This window comes from Dyadobacter linearis (genome assembly GCF_907165045.1).
In the GTDB taxonomy this organism is placed as follows: Bacteria; Bacteroidota; Bacteroidia; order Cytophagales; family Spirosomataceae; genus Dyadobacter; species Dyadobacter linearis.
This window is the reverse complement of record NZ_CAJRAU010000010.1, coordinates 155,500-173,751: the sequence shown is the minus strand read 5'-3', so window position 1 is coordinate 173,751 and position 18,252 is coordinate 155,500. Positions and strand designations below refer to the sequence as shown.

Annotated in this window: 13 protein-coding genes and 5 tRNA genes; all 18 read right to left on the bottom strand. The window is 44.3% G+C overall.

Going from position 1 to position 18,252, the window contains the following annotated elements; translation table 11 throughout:
• Positions 1-101 precede the first annotated feature (101 nt).
• Positions 102-2,246: a xanthine dehydrogenase family protein molybdopterin-binding subunit gene (locus KOD92_RS25135; RefSeq protein WP_215236361.1), complete on the bottom strand. Its 2,145-nt coding sequence runs from the start codon at positions 2,244-2,246 to the stop codon at positions 102-104.
• The gene (locus KOD92_RS25130) at positions 2,246-2,710 is read right to left on the bottom strand and encodes a (2Fe-2S)-binding protein (protein WP_215236360.1); all 465 of its coding nucleotides are present in this window, start codon (positions 2,708-2,710) and stop codon (positions 2,246-2,248) included. The genes KOD92_RS25135 and KOD92_RS25130 overlap by 1 nt, the downstream gene beginning before the upstream one ends.
• A gap of 183 nt (positions 2,711-2,893) precedes the next feature.
• Positions 2,894-3,220, bottom strand: a complete 327-nt coding sequence (locus tag KOD92_RS25125) for a DUF3467 domain-containing protein (protein ID WP_215236359.1) — start codon at positions 3,218-3,220, stop codon at positions 2,894-2,896.
• A 125-nt stretch (positions 3,221-3,345) separates the two neighbouring features.
• Positions 3,346-7,668 (bottom strand): DNA-directed RNA polymerase subunit beta', encoded by a 4,323-nt coding sequence (gene rpoC / locus KOD92_RS25120; RefSeq protein WP_215236358.1) that lies wholly within the window; start codon positions 7,666-7,668, stop codon positions 3,346-3,348.
• 79 nt (positions 7,669-7,747) lie between these two features.
• Complete coding sequence (gene rpoB / locus KOD92_RS25115) at positions 7,748-11,611, bottom strand: DNA-directed RNA polymerase subunit beta (protein WP_215236357.1); 3,864 nt, start codon at positions 11,609-11,611, stop codon at positions 7,748-7,750.
• A 313-nt stretch (positions 11,612-11,924) separates the two neighbouring features.
• Positions 11,925-12,311, bottom strand: coding sequence for a 50S ribosomal protein L7/L12 (gene rplL, locus KOD92_RS25110; RefSeq protein ID WP_215236356.1), 387 nt, complete (start codon positions 12,309-12,311; stop codon positions 11,925-11,927).
• Between the two features lie 85 nt (positions 12,312-12,396).
• Complete coding sequence (gene rplJ / locus KOD92_RS25105; RefSeq protein ID WP_215236355.1) at positions 12,397-12,927, bottom strand: 50S ribosomal protein L10; 531 nt, start codon at positions 12,925-12,927, stop codon at positions 12,397-12,399.
• Between the two features lies 1 nt (position 12,928).
• Positions 12,929-13,627, bottom strand: a complete 699-nt coding sequence (rplA, locus tag KOD92_RS25100; protein WP_215236354.1) for a 50S ribosomal protein L1 — start codon at positions 13,625-13,627, stop codon at positions 12,929-12,931.
• 33 nt (positions 13,628-13,660) lie between these two features.
• A complete protein-coding gene (gene rplK, locus KOD92_RS25095) occupies positions 13,661-14,110 on the bottom strand; it encodes a 50S ribosomal protein L11 (protein ID WP_026631777.1) in 450 nt (149 codons plus the stop codon).
• Between the two features lie 73 nt (positions 14,111-14,183).
• A complete protein-coding gene (gene nusG / locus KOD92_RS25090) occupies positions 14,184-14,738 on the bottom strand; it encodes a transcription termination/antitermination protein NusG (protein ID WP_082216648.1) in 555 nt (184 codons plus the stop codon).
• Positions 14,739-14,761: 23 nt separating this feature from the next.
• Positions 14,762-14,953, bottom strand: a complete 192-nt coding sequence (secE, locus tag KOD92_RS25085) for a preprotein translocase subunit SecE (RefSeq protein WP_149639681.1) — start codon at positions 14,951-14,953, stop codon at positions 14,762-14,764.
• A gap of 18 nt (positions 14,954-14,971) precedes the next feature.
• Positions 14,972-15,042 (bottom strand) — tRNA-Trp (locus KOD92_RS25080).
• Between the two features lie 100 nt (positions 15,043-15,142).
• Positions 15,143-16,330 (bottom strand): elongation factor Tu, encoded by a 1,188-nt coding sequence (tuf, locus tag KOD92_RS25075; protein WP_215236353.1) that lies wholly within the window; start codon positions 16,328-16,330, stop codon positions 15,143-15,145.
• Positions 16,331-16,464: 134 nt separating this feature from the next.
• Positions 16,465-16,535: transfer RNA gene (locus KOD92_RS25070), tRNA-Thr, on the bottom strand.
• A gap of 70 nt (positions 16,536-16,605) precedes the next feature.
• Positions 16,606-16,677, bottom strand: a tRNA-Thr gene (locus tag KOD92_RS25065).
• A gap of 87 nt (positions 16,678-16,764) precedes the next feature.
• A tRNA-Gly gene (locus KOD92_RS25060) sits at positions 16,765-16,837 on the bottom strand.
• 53 nt (positions 16,838-16,890) lie between these two features.
• Positions 16,891-16,973: transfer RNA gene (locus tag KOD92_RS25055), tRNA-Tyr, on the bottom strand.
• Positions 16,974-17,137: 164 nt separating this feature from the next.
• Positions 17,138-18,244, bottom strand: a complete 1,107-nt coding sequence (locus tag KOD92_RS25050) for a hypothetical protein (protein WP_215236352.1) — start codon at positions 18,242-18,244, stop codon at positions 17,138-17,140.
• Positions 18,245-18,252: the final 8 nt, after the last annotated feature.

The following is an 18,252-nucleotide window of genomic DNA, read 5'->3' as shown; positions in this document are numbered from 1 at the left end:
TGGGTAAAAAATAGAAATACGGGTTAAATAAAAAAGACAGTAAGATAAAAATGCAGCACTACATTTCACCTTACTGTCTGACTATATGCTTCCTTTAAAACTTAGGAAATTCCTTTAAAAGCGTCTTCGTTTATAAACGGTTGGTTCCTGAGGCGCTGCTTGGTGGCTTTGTAAAATGCATTCGCAACCGCCCCACCGGCTGGCGGTAATGCAGGTTCTCCCAAACCTGTCGGTGAAATACCGTTATCCACAAAGTGTACGTCCACTTCGGGAATTTCGCTCATTCTTATAAGCCTGAAACCGTTGAAGTTGGTCTGGTCGGGTGCTCCATCCTTGAAGGTCATATTGCCATACATCGCGTGGCCAACTCCGTCCACTACTCCGCCGCGTACCTGCTGTAAAGAGCCACTTTTGTTGATCACAATACCGCAATCCACCGCGGCGATCACGTTTTTCAATACAGGCTTGCCTTTTTCCATTGTAACTTCCCCTACCTGCGCTACGTAAGAGCGGTGAGAGAAATATACGCTGAATCCCTGAAAAACGCCTTTTTTCTTACCCCAGTTACTTTTCTCCGCCGCCATTTTGATCACCCCGATCATTCTGTCGACATCGTACTTAACCTCTCCTGCGGGTGATTTTTTGGCTTTCTCCAATAGCGCCAACCTGAATGCAACCGGGTCTTTTCCAGCAGCCTCCGCAACTTCATCCAGAAAAGATTGTTCTGCGAAAGCGAGGAAGTTGGTGATCGGTGCGCGCCACGGTCCGGTTGTAATCGGCGATTTATGTTCTACTGAATCTATCAGCAGGTTATCTACAGATCCGGACGGAAAATTGTCTTCGCGGGTCGGGTTACCAGAATTGATACCTACCCCACGCAACTTATACCCGATCATTTCTCCATTTTTATCCAAAGCAGCTTCGAAGCGATACCTGACTGCGGGACGATAAATGCCGCCTGTCATATCGTCTTCACGTGTCCAAATCACCTTAACGGGCGCTTTGACAAGCTTCGAAACGTGCGCGGCTTCCAATACAAAATCGGCAGCAAGCCTTCTGCCAAACCCGCCACCCTGACGCGTGATTTCGACGGTAATCTTCTCAGGCGCAATGCCGGTCAGCTTTGCAACTTCTGTCCGTGCACGGTCCGGCGTTTGGGTCGGGCCTACCAATTCCACGCCATCTTCGCGTACGTGGGCGAAAAAGTTCATCGGTTCCAGCGGGCTATGCGGCAGGAACGGACATTGGTATTCAGCCTTGATCACCTTGGCTGCTCCTTTGAATGCAGCTTCCGCGTCTCCGTTTTTCCTCCGGACAGTAGCTTCACCATTGTCCATTAATTGGGTGAAAATCCGGTTATGATCAGCCGTACTTTCCAGTTCAGCGCCTTTTTCGTATTCTATCTTTAGTGCATCCTTGGCTTTTTTGACCTGCCAGGTAGATTTGCCAACTACCGCCACGCTGTTTTCAAATGTGACCACATCAACAATCCCTGGCATTGCCTTGGCAGCGTCTGCATTCACAGATTTTAGTTTTAATCCAAATGCTTTCGGTCTCTGAATTAAAGCAAACAGCATTCCTTCCCGATAAAAATCAAGGCCGAAAAGTGGTTTTCCGGTTGCAATATCAAGGTTATCTACATTCCTGACCGATTGCCCGATCAGTTTAAAATCTTTTTCGCTTTTTAGCTTCACTTCTTTCGGAGCTTCGAGTTTGGAAGCTGCTTCTGCCAGCTGCCCGTAAGTCAGCGACTTGCCGGAAGTTTTATGTAAAACATTGCCATTTTCAGTACTGCATTCTGCCGCTGGCACTTTCCACGTCGACGCCGCCGCCTCGATCAGTAAATGCCGGGCCGTGGCGCCTGCGTTACGTAGCCTTTCCCACGAATGCGGCACCGCGCCGCTACCGCCTGTTACCTGCCGCTCGAAAATCGTGGTATCAAGGTTTCCCTGCACTGTTTTCACCAGTTTCCAATCTGCATCCAGCTCCTCTGCTACTACCATCGGAAATGCCGTTTTAATACCCTGCCCGATTTCGGGATTCGGGGATACTATGGTAATGATATTGTCTATTCCAATTGACAGATAGGCGTTGAAATGAATAGAGCCTGCTGCAATGGATTTTGCGTCAACTACTACCGGAAGTGCGTTTGAGTTTGTCCAATTAAACCCTAAAAACAGTCCACCGCCTGCCGCAGCCGCGATTTTCATAAAATCACGCCTGGAAGTTTGATCTGGTGTTTTCATTATTGGTTGGATTTAGAGGCTGCAACTTTCACTGCTTCCCGGATTCGGTGATAGGTACCGCAGCGGCAAAGATTTCCGCTCATGGTTGTTACAATTTCCTGATCAGTAGGTTTTGGCTTTTCCTTTAACAATGCAGCAGCTGTCATGATCTGTCCCGCCTGGCAATAGCCACATTGCGCTACATCCACTTCATCCCAAGCTTTTTGAACAGGGTGATCCCCTTTTTCTGACAGACCTTCAATCGTTGTTACTTTTCCTTTGCCTACTGCTGACACCGGCAAAACGCAGGACCTTACTGCCTTTCCGTCCAAATGAACGGTGCAGGCGCCGCATTGCGCAATACCGCAACCGTATTTCGTACCGACCAATCCTAAGTTATCTCGCAGCACCCACAAGAGCGGGGTATCCTGCTCGACATCCGCATCGTAGCTGCGATTGTTAATTGAAAGTTTAAATAAAGCCATGGTGAATAATTTGAGTGCTGAATTATCGATTCTGCGTAACAAATAACAAGTTACAAAATTTGGCAAAAAATACCTCGGCATCCGGCGGTGCATCCAGCGGGGCAGCAGCTCTCAAAAGAATCAGAAGTGGTTGATTTACTGGGTATTTAGTTATGATAGCCGCGAATATAGCAAGAACTGATATCAGGCTTCGCCGCCCGGGCCTCCGAAACTGATGGGGAAATTGAAAGATGGGTCAATATCAGACGAATTCTGTATTGGGCCGTACTGATCTTCATATTTCTGAATATTATCTTTTAGTGCTGCAACGAGTCTTTTTGCGTGTTCAGGTGTCACTATAATACGCGCCTTGACTTTTGCGCGCGGCACTCCCGGCATCAGACGTATAAAATCCAGAATAAATTCGCTGTTAGAATGCGCTATCATGGCAAGATTGGAGTATACCCCCTCAGCCATTTCCTCAGACAATTCTACGTTAATTTGTTGCTCGTTTTCCTTATCTTCTTTCATTGGATGATTTTTAAAACAGCTTCGAGCTGAAATGGATTTCGGAAATTACTAAAAAATAGCAGCACCTAAAAGCAAAGAGCCGGCCTGCATTGCTGCGGACCGGCTCTTTTTATTCTGATTATTTACTACACTAATTCTTTTTTCTTGCGCGACTGTCTGTCACGAGAATCAGTAAGTGCATCGAATTCTTCTTTCGAACCTACGATCAGGCTTTCGTATTGACGCATACCTGTTCCGGCTGGGATCAAGTGACCTACGATCACGTTTTCCTTCAAGCCTTTCAGTTCGTCGCGTTTTCCACGAACAGCCGCTTCACTCAATACCTTGGTTGTTTCCTGGAACGAAGCCGCAGAAACGAAACTTTCGGTACCCAAAGAAGCTTGCGTAATACCCATCAAAGTAGGTTTCGCAACAGCTGCCTGCGCATCACGTGCAACAACCAGTTTAAGGTCGCGGCGTTTCAAGCTTGAATTTTCATCACGCAAGCGACGCACAGAAACGATCATACCAGGTTTCAGTGTCTCGGAGCTACCAGCATCTTCAACAACTTTCAGATCGAGGATCTTATCGTTTTCCTCACGGAACAGAACGCGGTCAACTGGCTGCATTTCAAGGAAATTGGTATCTCCTGCATCCAGGATCTCCACTTTCTGCATCATTTGGCGTACGATACATTCGATATGCTTATCGTTGATCTTCACACCTTGCAGACGGTATACTTCCTGAATTTCATTAACCAGATATTCCTGCACAGCGGTTGGTCCTTTAATAGAAAGTATATCAGCAGGAGTGATAGCACCGTCAGAAAGCGGGTCACCAGCTCTTACAAAGTCACCATCCTGAACCAGAATGTGTTTCGAAAGTGCAACCATGTAGCGACGTTGTGTACCGTCTCTTGATTCGATATGAATCTCGCGGTTACCACGTTTTACGCCACCATAAGAAACTACACCGTCGATTTCAGAAACCGTTGCAGGGTTGGAAGGGTTACGTGCTTCGAATAATTCCGTTACACGTGGCAGACCTCCTGTAATATCGCGGGTTTTACCAACCACACGAGGGATTTTTGCCAGCGGCTGACCAGCTTTGATCGCTATACCATTCTTCACAACCAAACGCGCTCCAACAGGAAGGTTATAGCCTTTTTCTGTCTGATCTTTCAACAACGTCGACTTACCTTTCACCACTAATGCTGGGTTTTTGGTTTTATCACGTGTTTCAATAATCACAGATTCCTGGAAACCGGTTTGCTCATCAAATTCTTCACGATATGTAATACCTTCTTCAATTGCATCGAAAGAAACATTTCCAGTGAATTCAGAAAGAATTACTGCGTGATATGGATCCCAGGTACAAAGTTCTTGTCCTTTTTGCACCTTCTCACCATCTTTTACCAAAAGGTGTGCTCCGTAAGGAACATTGTTCGAGATCAGCAACTGGCCTGTTTCAGGGTTAGTAATTTTAACCTCTCCTGAACGACCCATTACTACGGTTACTTCGTCGCCTTCAGAATTTACAGACTGAACCAGACGGAGATCTTCAAAACCAATTACACCGTCGAATTTCGCCTTGATATTTGCTTCAACAGAAATGTTAGAAGCGGTACCACCGACGTGGAATGTACGAAGTGTCAGCTGCGTTCCCGGCTCACCGATGGACTGCGATGCAATTACACCCACAGCTTCACCAATGTTAACCATATGAGCAGATGCCAATGAACGTCCGTAGCATTTTGCACAAACACCATTACGTGTTTCACAAGTCAATACCGAACGGATTTCAACAGTTTCAATGCTCGTTTCGTCAATATAAGAAGCGATCTCCTCGGTGATTTCCTGACCAGAAGCCAGGATCATTTCGTTAGACAAAGGATCAAATACATCGTGAACACTTACACGACCCAAAATACGCTCAGAAAGCGGCTCAACGATATCTTCGTTGTCTTTCAAAGCAGAGATTGCAATTCCACGAAGAGATCCGCAGTCTGTTTCAATAACAACTACATCTTGTGCAACGTCATGCAGACGACGTGTCAGGTAACCCGCATCAGCCGTTTTCAAGGCTGTATCGGCAAGACCTTTACGTGCACCGTGTGTTGAGATAAAGTATTCAAGAACGTCCAAACCTTCTTTAAAGTTAGAAAGAATGGGGTTCTCGATGATTTCACCTGCACCACCCGCGATGTTTTTCTGAGGCTTGGCCATCAAACCCCTCATTCCACCCAGCTGACGGATTTGCTCGCGCGAACCACGTGCACCTGAGTGCATCATCATATAAATGGAGTTGAATCCGCCTTGGTCTGTTTCCAATTGCTTCATCAACGTCTCTGTGATACGTGAGTTAACACGTGTCCAGATATCAATAACTTGGTTATAACGCTCATTTTCAGTGATAAGACCCATCAAGTAGTTGCTCCAAACGTTTTCCACGTCCAGTTTAGCTTGCTCGATCAGTTTCACTTTTTCGTCTGGCACCATTACGTCATTCAATCCCATTGACAAACCGCCTTTGAAGGCCATTTGGAAACCAAGTTCTTTGATTTCATCCAGGAACTGAGCTGTACGGGCAACACCCGCCAGTTTGAATACCAAACCAATGATCTGTTGTAATTTTTTCTTGGTCAACAGTTCATTGATATAACCTACCTCTGCTGGCACGGCCTGGTTGAACAGGATACGTCCGGCAACGGTTTCTACCAATTTGATTTCAAATGTTCCGTCGTCATTACGAACGCGCAGGCGGCATTTGATATTCGCATGTTTCGAAAGTTTGCCTTCGTTGATCGCGATGATAACTTCATCAGGACCGTAGAAAATCATTCCTTCTCCGATAATCGGATATTCAGGAGTGCTTACGCGGCCTTTTGTAACATAATACAGACCCAAAACCATGTCCTGTGATGGAACCGTAATTGGCGCACCGTTGGCAGGGTTAAGAATGTTATGTGACGAAAGCATCAACATTGAAGCTTCCAAAACGGCTTCCTGACCCAATGGCACGTGAACGGCCATCTGGTCACCGTCAAAGTCAGCGTTGAATGCAGTACAAACCAATGGGTGCAACTGTATCGCTTTTCCTTCGATCAGTTTAGGCTGGAACGCCTGGATACCCAAACGGTGCAATGTTGGAGCACGGTTAAGCAGAACAGGGTGTCCTTTCAAAACGTTTTCCAAAATATCCCAGATTACAGGATCCTTGCGGTCTACGATCTTCTTCGCTGATTTTACAGTTTTAACAATTCCACGCTCGATCAGCTTGCGGATAATGAACGGCTTGAATAATTCTGCCGCCATATCTTTTGGCAAACCGCACTCGTGCAATTTCAATTCAGGTCCAACGACGATTACCGAACGACCAGAATAATCGACACGCTTACCAAGCAAGTTCTGACGGAAACGTCCTTGCTTACCTTTCAGCATGTCAGAAAGTGATTTCAATGCACGGTTACCTTCGGAACGCACCGCGTTTACTTTACGGCTGTTATCGAAAAGCGAATCAACCGCTTCCTGCAACATCCGTTTTTCGTTACGCAAGATCACCTCAGGTGCTTTGATCTCGATCAGACGCTTCAAACGGTTGTTCCGAATGATCACACGACGATAAAGGTCATTCAAATCGGAAGTCGCAAAACGACCACCGTCCAAAGGCACGAGCGGACGAAGTTCTGGTGGAATAACCGGAACCATCTTGATTACCATCCACTCGGGACGGTTTTCAATGCGTGTGTTTGCATCACGGAATGCTTCTACAACTTTCAGACGCTTTAATGCTTCTGCTTTACGTTGCTGCGAAGTGTCCGTTGCTGCCTGGTGACGAAGTTCGTATGAAAGCTCATCCAGCTTAATCCGGTTCAAAAGCATTTCAAGCGCATCCGCACCCATTTTCGCGATAAACTTATTTGGATCCGTGTCCGGAAGCATTTGGTTTTCGCGTGGCAATTTGTCGATGATATCCAGATATTCATCTTCGGTCAAAAAGTCAAGATAACCTACGCCATCTTCTTCTTTAACACCAGGCTGAACGACTGCATATCGCTCGTAGTAAATGATTTGATCCAATTTCTTGGTCGATAATCCCAACAGGTAACCGATTTTGTTCGGCAAGCTGCGGAAATACCAGATGTGCGCAACTGGAACAACCAGTTCAATGTGGCCCATACGCTCGCGACGCACCTTTTTCTCAGTAACCTCTACACCGCAACGGTCGCAGATGATTCCTTTGTAACGGATACGTTTGTATTTACCACAATGACATTCCCAGTCCTTCACAGGACCGAAGATCCTTTCGCAGAATAGTCCGCCCATCTCCGGCTTGTAAGTCCGGTAGTTGATGGTTTCAGGCTGGGTTACTTCACCAAAAGAGCTCTCAAGGATAGACTCAGGTGAAGCCAGACTGATCGTCATTCTGGAAAAATCACTATTAAGTTTTTTGTTCTTTTTGAAAGACATAATTAAAAAGTCGTTTGTCTGTTAGTCGAAACTCAATTGATTTCATTATGGCGCGGTTTCCCGCGCCAACGACTAAATATTAGTCCAGTGTAATCTCCAATGCTAATCCACGAAGCTCGTGAACAAGTACGTTGAATGACTCCGGAATATTCGGTTTCGGAAGGTTTTCACCTTTCACGATTGCTTCATATGCTTTGGCACGGCCCACCACGTCATCAGATTTAACGGTAAGGATTTCCTGAAGGATGTGAGATGCACCGAATGCTTCAAGCGCCCACACTTCCATTTCTCCAAAACGCTGACCTCCGAATTGTGCTTTACCACCAAGCGGTTGTTGTGTAATGAGTGAGTATGGCCCGATAGAACGCGCGTGCATCTTATCGTCAACCAAGTGACCCAGCTTCATCATGTACATCAAACCAACTGTAATTGGCTGATCAAAACGTTCTCCGCTTAGACCATTGTAAAGGAATGTACGTCCCCAATCTGGCAAACCAGCTTCTTTCAACTCAGCCGCAACTTCCGCTTCCGTAGCTCCGTCAAAGATTGGAGTAGCGTAGCGACGACCTAGTTTCAGACCTGCCCAGGCAAGAATGGTTTCATATATCTGACCAATGTTCATACGTGAAGGCACCCCAAGCGGGTTCAACACGATATCCATTGGTGTTCCGTCTTCAAGGAACGGCATATCTTCATCACGAACGATACGGGCAACAACCCCTTTGTTACCGTGACGACCTGCCATTTTATCCCCAACTTTCAATTTACGTTTCTTGGCAATGTATACTTTCGCCAATTTCACGATTCCAGCTGGAAGCTCATCACCTACTTCAAGCGCAAAACGATCGCGTTTGAAACGACCCATCAGTTCACTGCGGGCGTTCAGGTAATTTTTCAAAACCAACGAAACTTGCAGGTTGGTTTCTGAATCCTCAGTCCAAGAATCCGTCAACACATCACCGATCAAGTTAACCTCTTCTGCCACTGCATATTGAGACTCATCGCGGTAAGGGTTGTTTGCCGGGAACAAGTTTTCAGAGATATTTCTCACATTAAACTTCATTCCTTTGCTCACTAACTCATCACCAAACTTGTGTTTAACACCCTGGCTGGTTTTACCGTCAACCAATGCAACCAACTTCTCAATGATACGACCACGAAGCGCTGTAAGCTCACGGCCATATTTTTTCATCAACAAACGAAGCTCGTCTTTGTGTTTAGCACGCTCTTCTTTGGTTGGGCGAGAGAAAAGTTTAGTGTCGATAACCACACCTTTCATCGATGGCGGCGCTTTCTTAGAAGCATCCTTCACATCACCTGCTTTATCACCAAAGATCGCACGAAGTAATTTTTCTTCCGGAGTCGGATCAGATTCTCCTTTTGGAGTGATCTTACCAATTAAAATGTCTCCTTCTTTTACTTCTGTACCAACCTGAACGATACCATTTTCGTCAAGATTCTTAACAGTTTCCTCACTTACGTTTGGAATCTCAGCTGTAAGCTCTTCTTCTCCGCGTTTTGTATCACGCACTTCCAATTCAAATTCTTCAATGTGAATAGAAGTAAAGATATCTTCACGAACCACTTTCTCCGAGATTACAATCGCATCTTCGAAGTTGTATCCCTGCCAAGGCATGAAGGCAACCAAAAGGTTACGGCCCAATGCAAGTTCACCACCTTCTGTACCATATCCCTGGCAAAGTGCTTCTCCTTTTTTCACCTTTTGGCCTTTAAGAACCATTGGTTGAAGGTTAAGGCAAGTGTCTTGGTTGGTACGACGGAATTTAACAAGATCGTACGAAACGCTGTCTTCAATGAAGCTTACAAGGCGCTCGTCGTCTGTTCTGTCGTATTTAACAACGATTTTCTTAGCATCAACAAATTCAATGACACCGTCGCCTTCTGCAACAACCAATGCTCTTGAATCCATCGCAACACGTTTTTCAAGGCCAGTTCCAACGATAGGCGCTTGTGGGCGCAACAATGGAACACCCTGGCGCTGCATGTTAGATCCCATCAAGGCACGGTTAGCATCATCATGTTCCAGGAAAGGAATTAATGAAGCGGCAACCGAAACAATCTGGTTCGCAGCAACGTCCATGAACGATGCTTGTGAAGGATCAACCATCGGGAAGTCACCTTCGAAACGCGTTTTGATTTTTTCTACCGTGAAATTTCCTTTATCATCCACAGAGGCATTCGCTTGTGCAATGTATTTGGAATCTTCTTCTTCGGCAGTCATATATATAAGCTCATCGGTCAGCTTACCAGCACCATCGATTACACGATATGGCGTCTCGATAAAGCCCATTCCATTCACTTTTGCAAAAACGCAAAGAGATGAAATTAAACCAATGTTCGGACCTTCCGGTGTTTCAATCGTACAAAGACGACCATAGTGCGTGTAGTGAACGTCACGAACCTCGAAACCAGCTCTTTCACGGGAAAGACCACCTGGCCCAAGTGCCGACATTCTACGCTTATGCGTAATCTCAGCCAATGGATTGGTTTGATCCATGAACTGCGACAATTGGTTTGTACCAAAGAATGAGTTGATGACAGAAGACAATGTCCGCGCATTGATCAAATCAACAGGCTTGAAATCTTCATTATCACGTACATTCATACGCTCCTTAATGGTACGCGCCATACGCGCAAGACCTACACCAAACTGAGCATAAAGCTGCTCGCCTACTGTACGCACACGACGGTTTGACAAGTGGTCAATATCATCGACAACCGCTTTCGCATTGATCAAACCGATCAGATACTTCACGATAGACACGATATCGCCTGTTGTAAGAACGCGAACGTCCAGACTTGTGTCAGAACCTAATTTTTTGTTGATCCTGTAACGGCCAACATCACCGAGGTCATAACGTTTATCACTGAAGAACAAGCTTTGGATTACATCTCTTGCCGTTTGTTCATCCGGTGCTTCTGCGTTACGAAGCTGGCGGTAAATTTGCTCAACTGCCTCTTTATCAGAGTTTGAGCTATCTTTTTGCAGCGTATTATAGATAATGTTATAATCCGCAACATTCATATCTTCTTTATGAAGAATCACTGATTTCTGACCTGACTCGGTGATTACATCGATATCATCCGCAGAAATGGTTGAATCTCTTTCCAGCAAAACTTCATTACGCTGAATAGAAACTACTTCACCAGTATCTTCATCAACGAAATCCTCAGTCCAGGTGCGAAGTACCCTTGCGGCTAATCTTCTGCCGACAGCCTTTTTCAGGTTAGCAGGAGTTGCACTGATTTCTTCTGACAATCCAAATAAGTCAAGGATATCTTTATCAGAACCAAAACCAATTGCTCTCAAAAGAGTAGTAACCGGGAATTTTTTCTTACGGTCGATGTAAGCGTACATCACATTATTCACGTCGGTCGAGAACTCGATCCACGATCCTTTGAATGGAATAATACGTGCAGAATATAATTTAGAGCCATTTGTGTGCTTGCTCATCGAGAAGAACACACCTGGCGAACGGTGAAGCTGAGAAACGATTACACGCTCAGCACCATTAATTACAAATGAACCCCTTTCGGTCATGTAAGGAATGTTTCCTAGGAAAACTTCCTGTTCAATGGTTTCAAATTCTTCATGATCTGCGTCGTTACAAATCAGACGTAACTTCGCTTTGAGCGGTACCGCATAGGTAAGTCCGCGATCGATAGATTCATCAACAGAGTATTTCGGTGGTTCAAGAAGATAATCAATGAACTCTAAAACAAAATTGTCACGTGAATCGGCAATTGGAAAGTTTTCAGCGAAAACTTTGTACAATCCTTCCCCTGAACGGTCTTCAACCGATGTATCCAAACTGAAAAAATCCCGGAACGACTGTACCTGGATTCCTAGCAGATCCGGATAATCGATAATCTGATTAATCCTCGAGAAATTTTTTCTAGGTGTTGCTTTAATTGTAGCCAAGGCTATGTCTGATTTGGGTTAGAAGAAAAACCGGTACGCCGACTGTTCGATGCGTACGGTATTAATTAGTTTTAAACCTAATCTAATGCCTCGTAGAAGAATAAATAACCGCCCCTTTTCTATCTTTTCTACGAGTAAAGAAGTGTTTCGGGCAGATTATTGAAGAAGTAAGGTGACTGCTACATGAGTAAGCAGGGCCTTCTATTGCAAACGAAAAAAAAAGCATTTTCGTTTGGTTAAACACAAAATAGGAATAGACCTGACGATTGTCAGGCCTATTCCTTGAAATTATAAGTTAATGCAGTAAAGCAAATTACTTCACTTCAACTTCTGCACCTGCTTCTTCAAGTTGTTTTTTCAAAGCTTCCGCTTCGTCTTTTGCAACTCCTTCTTTAACAGGTTTTGGAGCGCCGTCAACTAGTTCTTTCGCTTCTTTCAGTCCAAGACCAGTAAGATCTTTAACCAATTTCACAACAGCAAGTTTGCTTGCGCCAGCTGCTTTCAAGATTACATCAAAAGATGTTTTCTCTTCAGCAACAGGAGCATCCGAACCACCGCCACCAGCAGGACCTGCAACCATAACTGCACCAGCAGCAGCAGGCTCAATACCGTACTCGTCTTTAAGAATTGTAGCCAATTCGTTCACTTCTTTAACCGTAAGGTTAACAAGCTGTTCTGCGAAAGCTTTCAAATCTGCCATTTTTATTTAGATTTTTTGATTATACAATAAGATGATTTTAAAGCTCTGTTTTATTAAACCCGGAGAGCTAAGCCTGGCTATTTAATTAGTCTTCTTTTTCAGACAAAGTCTTAAGAATACCAGCTAATTTGTTTCCACCGCTTTGAAGGGCGCCGATAACATTTTTAGCAGGTGATTGCAACAACCCAATTATTTCTCCAATCATTTCTTGTTTTGATTTCAGAGAAATAAGAACGTCAAGCTGGCTTTCACCAACAAAAACCGCAGTATCAACAGAAGCTCCTTTAAATTTAAGCTTATCGCTACCTGATTTTTTCTTGAATTCTTTAATCAATTGTGCAGGTACTTTGCCTGACTCCGGATGAAACATTACTCCAGAGAATCCCTTCAACACTTCGTCGAATGAAGAATAGTCTGTATCTAATGTTTCTAGCGCTTTTCTTATCAATGTATTCTTAACAACACGATACTCAATCCCACGCTCGAAGCATAAGCCTCTAAGCTGGTTTACTTCGCCAACAGACATTCCGTTCGCGCTTGTAATATAGAAGTATGGAGTGCTAGCGAATTTTTGACTTAACTCGTCTATAATTACTGCTTTCTCTTCCCGTGTCATATTATAATCCTGGAATCGTGTTTTTATCAATATCAACACCCGGGCTCATCGTACTTGACAAGTGAATGCTCTTAACGTAAGTACCTTTTGCCGAAGATGGTTTAAGGCGCATCAAAGTGTTGATAACTTCCTGTGCATTCTGTGCAAGCTGGTCAGTTCCAAAAGAAACCTTTCCAACGCTGGTATGAATAATTCCCGTTTTGTCAACCTTGAAATCGATCTTACCCGCTTTTACCTCTTTCACAGCTTTCGCCACATCCGGAGTTACAGTTCCTGATTTAGGGTTTGGCATCAATCCGCGAGGACCTAAAACCTTACCTAACCGTCCCACTTTTGCCATTACACTCGGCATAGTGATAATCACGTCAATGTCAGTCCAGCCTTGTTCTATCTTGGTGATATACTCGTCAAGACCAACGTAGTCTGCTCCTGCCTCTTTCGCTTCTGCTTCCTTGTCAGGAGTACAGAGAACCAAAACACGCACTTCTTTTCCGGTTCCGTGTGGCAATGTTACCACACCACGTACCATTTGATCTGCTTTACGAGGATCAACGCCCAAACGAACGTCGATATCCACAGAAGAATCAAATTTTGTGTACGAAATCGTTTTAAGAACGTCCGCTGCCTGCTCCAAAGAGTAAGCTTGATTTGGGTCGTATTTCGAAAGCGCTTCTTTTTGCTTTTTGGTCAGTTTTCCCATGTTCTTTGTTTCGTTAGCGTATTAAACCTACGCTTAGTTGTTTTCTTCCCATGGGGCTTTGCCTGCCACGGTGATACCCATACTACGAGCCGTTCCCGCGATCATCTTCATAGCAGAATCAATTGTAAAGCAATTCAAATCCGGCATTTTAGTCTCAGCGATCGTACGAACCTGATCCCATGATACCGAACCTACTTTCAAACGGTTTGGCTGAGCCGAACCTGTCTTTACTTTTGATGCTTCCAGAAGCAAAATAGCGGCCGGGGGAGTCTTGATGACAAAGTCAAAAGACTTATCCTTATAGTATGTAATAACTACCGGCAATACCACACCCATTTTATCTTGGGTACGGCCATTGAATTGCTTGCAAAACTCCATGATATTCAAACCCTTTGATCCTAATGCAGGACCAATCGGAGGTGAAGGATTGGCTTGGCCGCCTTTCACCTGTAGTTTGACGTATCCACCTATTTCTTTTGCCATTGTTTTGGAATTTGTTGGGTCATTGATTGATTACGGTCCTAGTGCAAGTGGAAGCTTACCTGCCCATATTCTCTCAACTATCCTTTTCTACTTGTGCGTAACTGAGTTCCACGGGTGTATTACGCCCGAATATCTTAACAACTACATTGAGTTTTTTCTTTTCGTCAAATACTTCTTCAACCACTCCGATAAATCCGCTGAAAGGACCATCGACCACTTTCACAGTTTCTCCTCGGATAAAGGACATGCTTGGCGCTTCTTCGTGCTGCTCAGCTTCGTCAACCTTACCTAAGATCCTGTTAATTTCAGATTGTCTTAATGGAACGGGGACTTTTGAATTGCCTTCCGCATTACCGAGAAATCCAATAACTCCCGGAATGCTTGTGATAATATGAAGTACTTCTCCTTTTGAAAGGTCGGCTGAAATAATAATATAGCCTGGGAAAAAGTTCTTTTCCCTAACCCTCTTCTTTCCGTTACGCATTTCGTAGATCTTCTCGGAAGGAATCAGGATCTGCGGAACAAATTCATTTAATTTTTGTCGTGTTATCTCATTCTCAATGTAGGACTTGATTTTTTTCTCTTGTCCAGACACTGCACGCAACACAAACCAATTTAGACTACTCATACCATTTAGGGGTTAAAATAGCCTTAAAAAGACTGGTAAAACAGTTTTAGTGCATTCTCAAAAACGAAATCCATCACACCAACTACGAAGGCAAAAATGAGCGAGCCCACAAGCACCAATGTTGTATTAGCCTGCAATTCGTTAAATGGAGGCCAAGTAACATGCTGGGTGATTTCTTCCCAGGAAGCTTTAAAAAAAGAGGTAAACTTTTCCATTGTTCCTTTTAAAATATGCACGGGTGGAGAGATTCGAACTCCCATCAACGGTTTTGGAGACCGCTATTCTACCCTTGAACTACACCCGTTTATCACGCAAACCGATCTTTCGGGCTGCAAAGATACAATTTATTTACAAAAAACAAGTGCATTCCGTGAGAAATGCACTTGCGTTTGTTACTTAACTAATTAGTCAAGAATTTCAGTCACCTGACCAGCACCTACGGTACGTCCACCTTCACGAATCGCGAAGCGAAGACCTTTCTCCATAGCGATCTTGTTGATCAATTTCACATCAATTGTGATGTTATCACCAGGCATAACCATTTCAACACCAGCTGGCAGAGAAATTTCACCTGTTACGTCCGTGGTACGGAAGTAAAACTGAGGACGGTATTTGTTAAAGAATGGAGTATGACGTCCACCTTCTTCTTTCGAAAGTACATAAACCTCGCCTTTGAATGCAGCGTGAGGCTTAACTGAACCTGGCTTGCAGATTACCATTCCACGACGGATATCTTCTTTGTTGATACCACGAAGCAAAAGACCTACGTTGTCACCAGCTTCTCCACGGTCAAGGATCTTACGGAACATCTCAACACCAGTTACTACTGATTTAAGACCTTCTGCACCCATACCAAGGATATCAACTGCTTCACCAGAGTTGATTACACCTCTTTCAATACGACCAGTTGCAACAGTACCACGACCAGTGATCGAGAATACGTCTTCAACAGGCATAAGGAAAGGAAGATCAGTCATACGAGGAGGAATTGGAATGTAGCTGTCAACAGCGTCCATCAATTCTTCGATCGTTTTAACCCATTTTTCTTCACCATTCAAACCACCCAAAGCAGAGCCCTGGATAACTGGAATATTGTCTCCATCGTAATCGTAGAAGCTCAAAAGCTCACGGATTTCCATTTCAACAAGTTCAAGAAGTTCTGGATCATCAACCATATCCACTTTATTCATGAATACAACAAGTTGAGGAACACCAACCTGGCGGGCCAAAAGAATGTGCTCACGAGTTTGTGGCATTGGTCCATCAGTAGCAGCAACTACGATGATAGCGCCGTCCATCTGGGCAGCACCAGTTACCATGTTCTTTACGTAATCCGCGTGACCTGGACAGTCAACGTGAGCATAGTGACGGTTTGCTGTCGCGTACTCAACGTGGGATGTGTTAATTGTGATACCACGTTCTTTCTCCTCAGGTGCATTATCAATTGATGAGAAATCACGAAGTACTGCTAAACCCTTTTTCGCCAACACAGTTGTGATAGCAGCAGTAAGGGTAGTTTTACCGTGGTCAACGTGCCCGATAGTACCGATATTTACGTGGGGTTTCGAGCGGTCAAACGTCTCTTTTGCCATGACTTAAGTACGCTTAAAATTAAAAAGTTATTACGAATTTATTTAACACTACTTATTGATCCTGCACAGCTTACAAACTTCAAGCCCTTCAAAACCAATTCACCAAATACAGAATCAAAATCTTTCGAGCTTTTGAGGGGATTTGAACCGCGCGGCGGCCGCCCCTGACCTCTTCCTTACCAAGGAAGTGCTCTACTCCTGAGCTTTTGAGGGGATTTGAACCGCGCGGCGGCCGCCCCTGACCTCTTCCTTACCAAGGAAGTGCTCTACTCCTGAGCTTTTGAGGGGATTTGAACCCCTGACCTCTTCCTTACCAAGGAAGTGCTCTACCCCTGAGCTACAAAAGCAAAACATATCCATTACAACCAAAAAGCGATTAGCGAAAAAGTTACATTGGAATGTTTTCGCTAATCGCTTCGACGGTGCTTTAAATGAGCGGAAGACGAGGTTCGAACTCGCGACCTATAGCTTGGAAGGCTATCGCTCTACCAGCTGAGCTACTTCCGCATTTGTTATATCTGACCTTTGTCTGGTAACAGGATCACACTTGACATAAACTGTGGGGGCGGATGGATTCGAACCACCGTAGGCATACACCAGCAGATTTACAGTCTGCCCCATTTGGCCACTCTGGTACACCCCCGTACATCATTTCAACACTACCGCGAAACCGTTTGTTCCACTTTTTGGAGTCGCAAAATTATGGCCTTTTCTTAAATTCTCAAATTGTTTCTGAAAAAAAATAAATAAAAAAAGAAGCTGAAACGAAAAACATCGATTCCAGCCTCCGAATGCAGTTTTCAATGATCAAAATAGTCTCACTCCAAAGCTTAACATTCTTACGGCCGGGCCGCGCTTGTCCTCATACAGGTAGTTCATGTCATAATTGACGAAAAGGTCTGGAAATTTTCGAATTCCAATTTCCGCTGCAAGTCCGTAGCGCAAATCTTCAATATGAAAATTCTTCCGGACGTGGTCCACATCTTTACTTCCCTCAGCCCGGAGCTTGGTGTAACTCCCCAGCTTATATCCGCCGTAAACTCCCGCACTGATGTAAGAAATGAAGGAATGCGAGAAACTGACAGTCGGCATGATAGACAAGTTGACATATGGTACAACCAGCTTGCTCTTTTTCATTACTACTTCCTCGTTGTTCTCATCAACAACCGGCAGGAACTCAACATACTCGGTGTTCTTGACTACCGTATTATTATTGTCAAACATCAAATTATACCAGGAGAAATCAGCACCGAAATCCACATGAAAGCCTGCATTTTTACCTTGCGCTATCTTAGCACTGGCAATGTACCCCAAGCTGATAAATCGCGAGCCAAAGGGTTTGAGCTCATAATCCGCCTTGTTATATCCAACAGTAGCCTCATTAGCGCCATAAGTATTCAAACCGAAAGCGACATTAAAGCCTTTTCTTGGACTTGAACTTCTGCCAGACCTGTTGAACCGGCGACCTACCCTGCGGTAATTCGAATCCGTCGTAACCACATCGTCGCCGTCCCGTACTTCAACTCCCTTTCCGTCAATAGAAACCCTGGTATCTCCATCTTTCACATGAATGCCGCGCAAACCTATTCTTACATAATCCTTCTCATCTTTATCATCCTGATTTTTGAGATAATTATTCCCGTTAAATTCTTCTCTCAGGTAAGTTGTGTCAGCTTGTGTACTATCTAATCTTATTTTCAAGTCTTTAAGAAGCGCATTTAAATCATACTTCATGATCTTATCCAGTTCTCTTCGATTTTCTCCGTAAATGATCAGACGGGTTTTGTTTCCAAATGTTACGATAATTGAATCTTTCTCAAATTTCTTGTTCAAATCGGAGCCTTTTGAAATTCCTGCATTTAAAATAGCAAATGCAAAACCCATTATCAGCAAGGCAAATACTTTACGTTTCATGGCTAAAT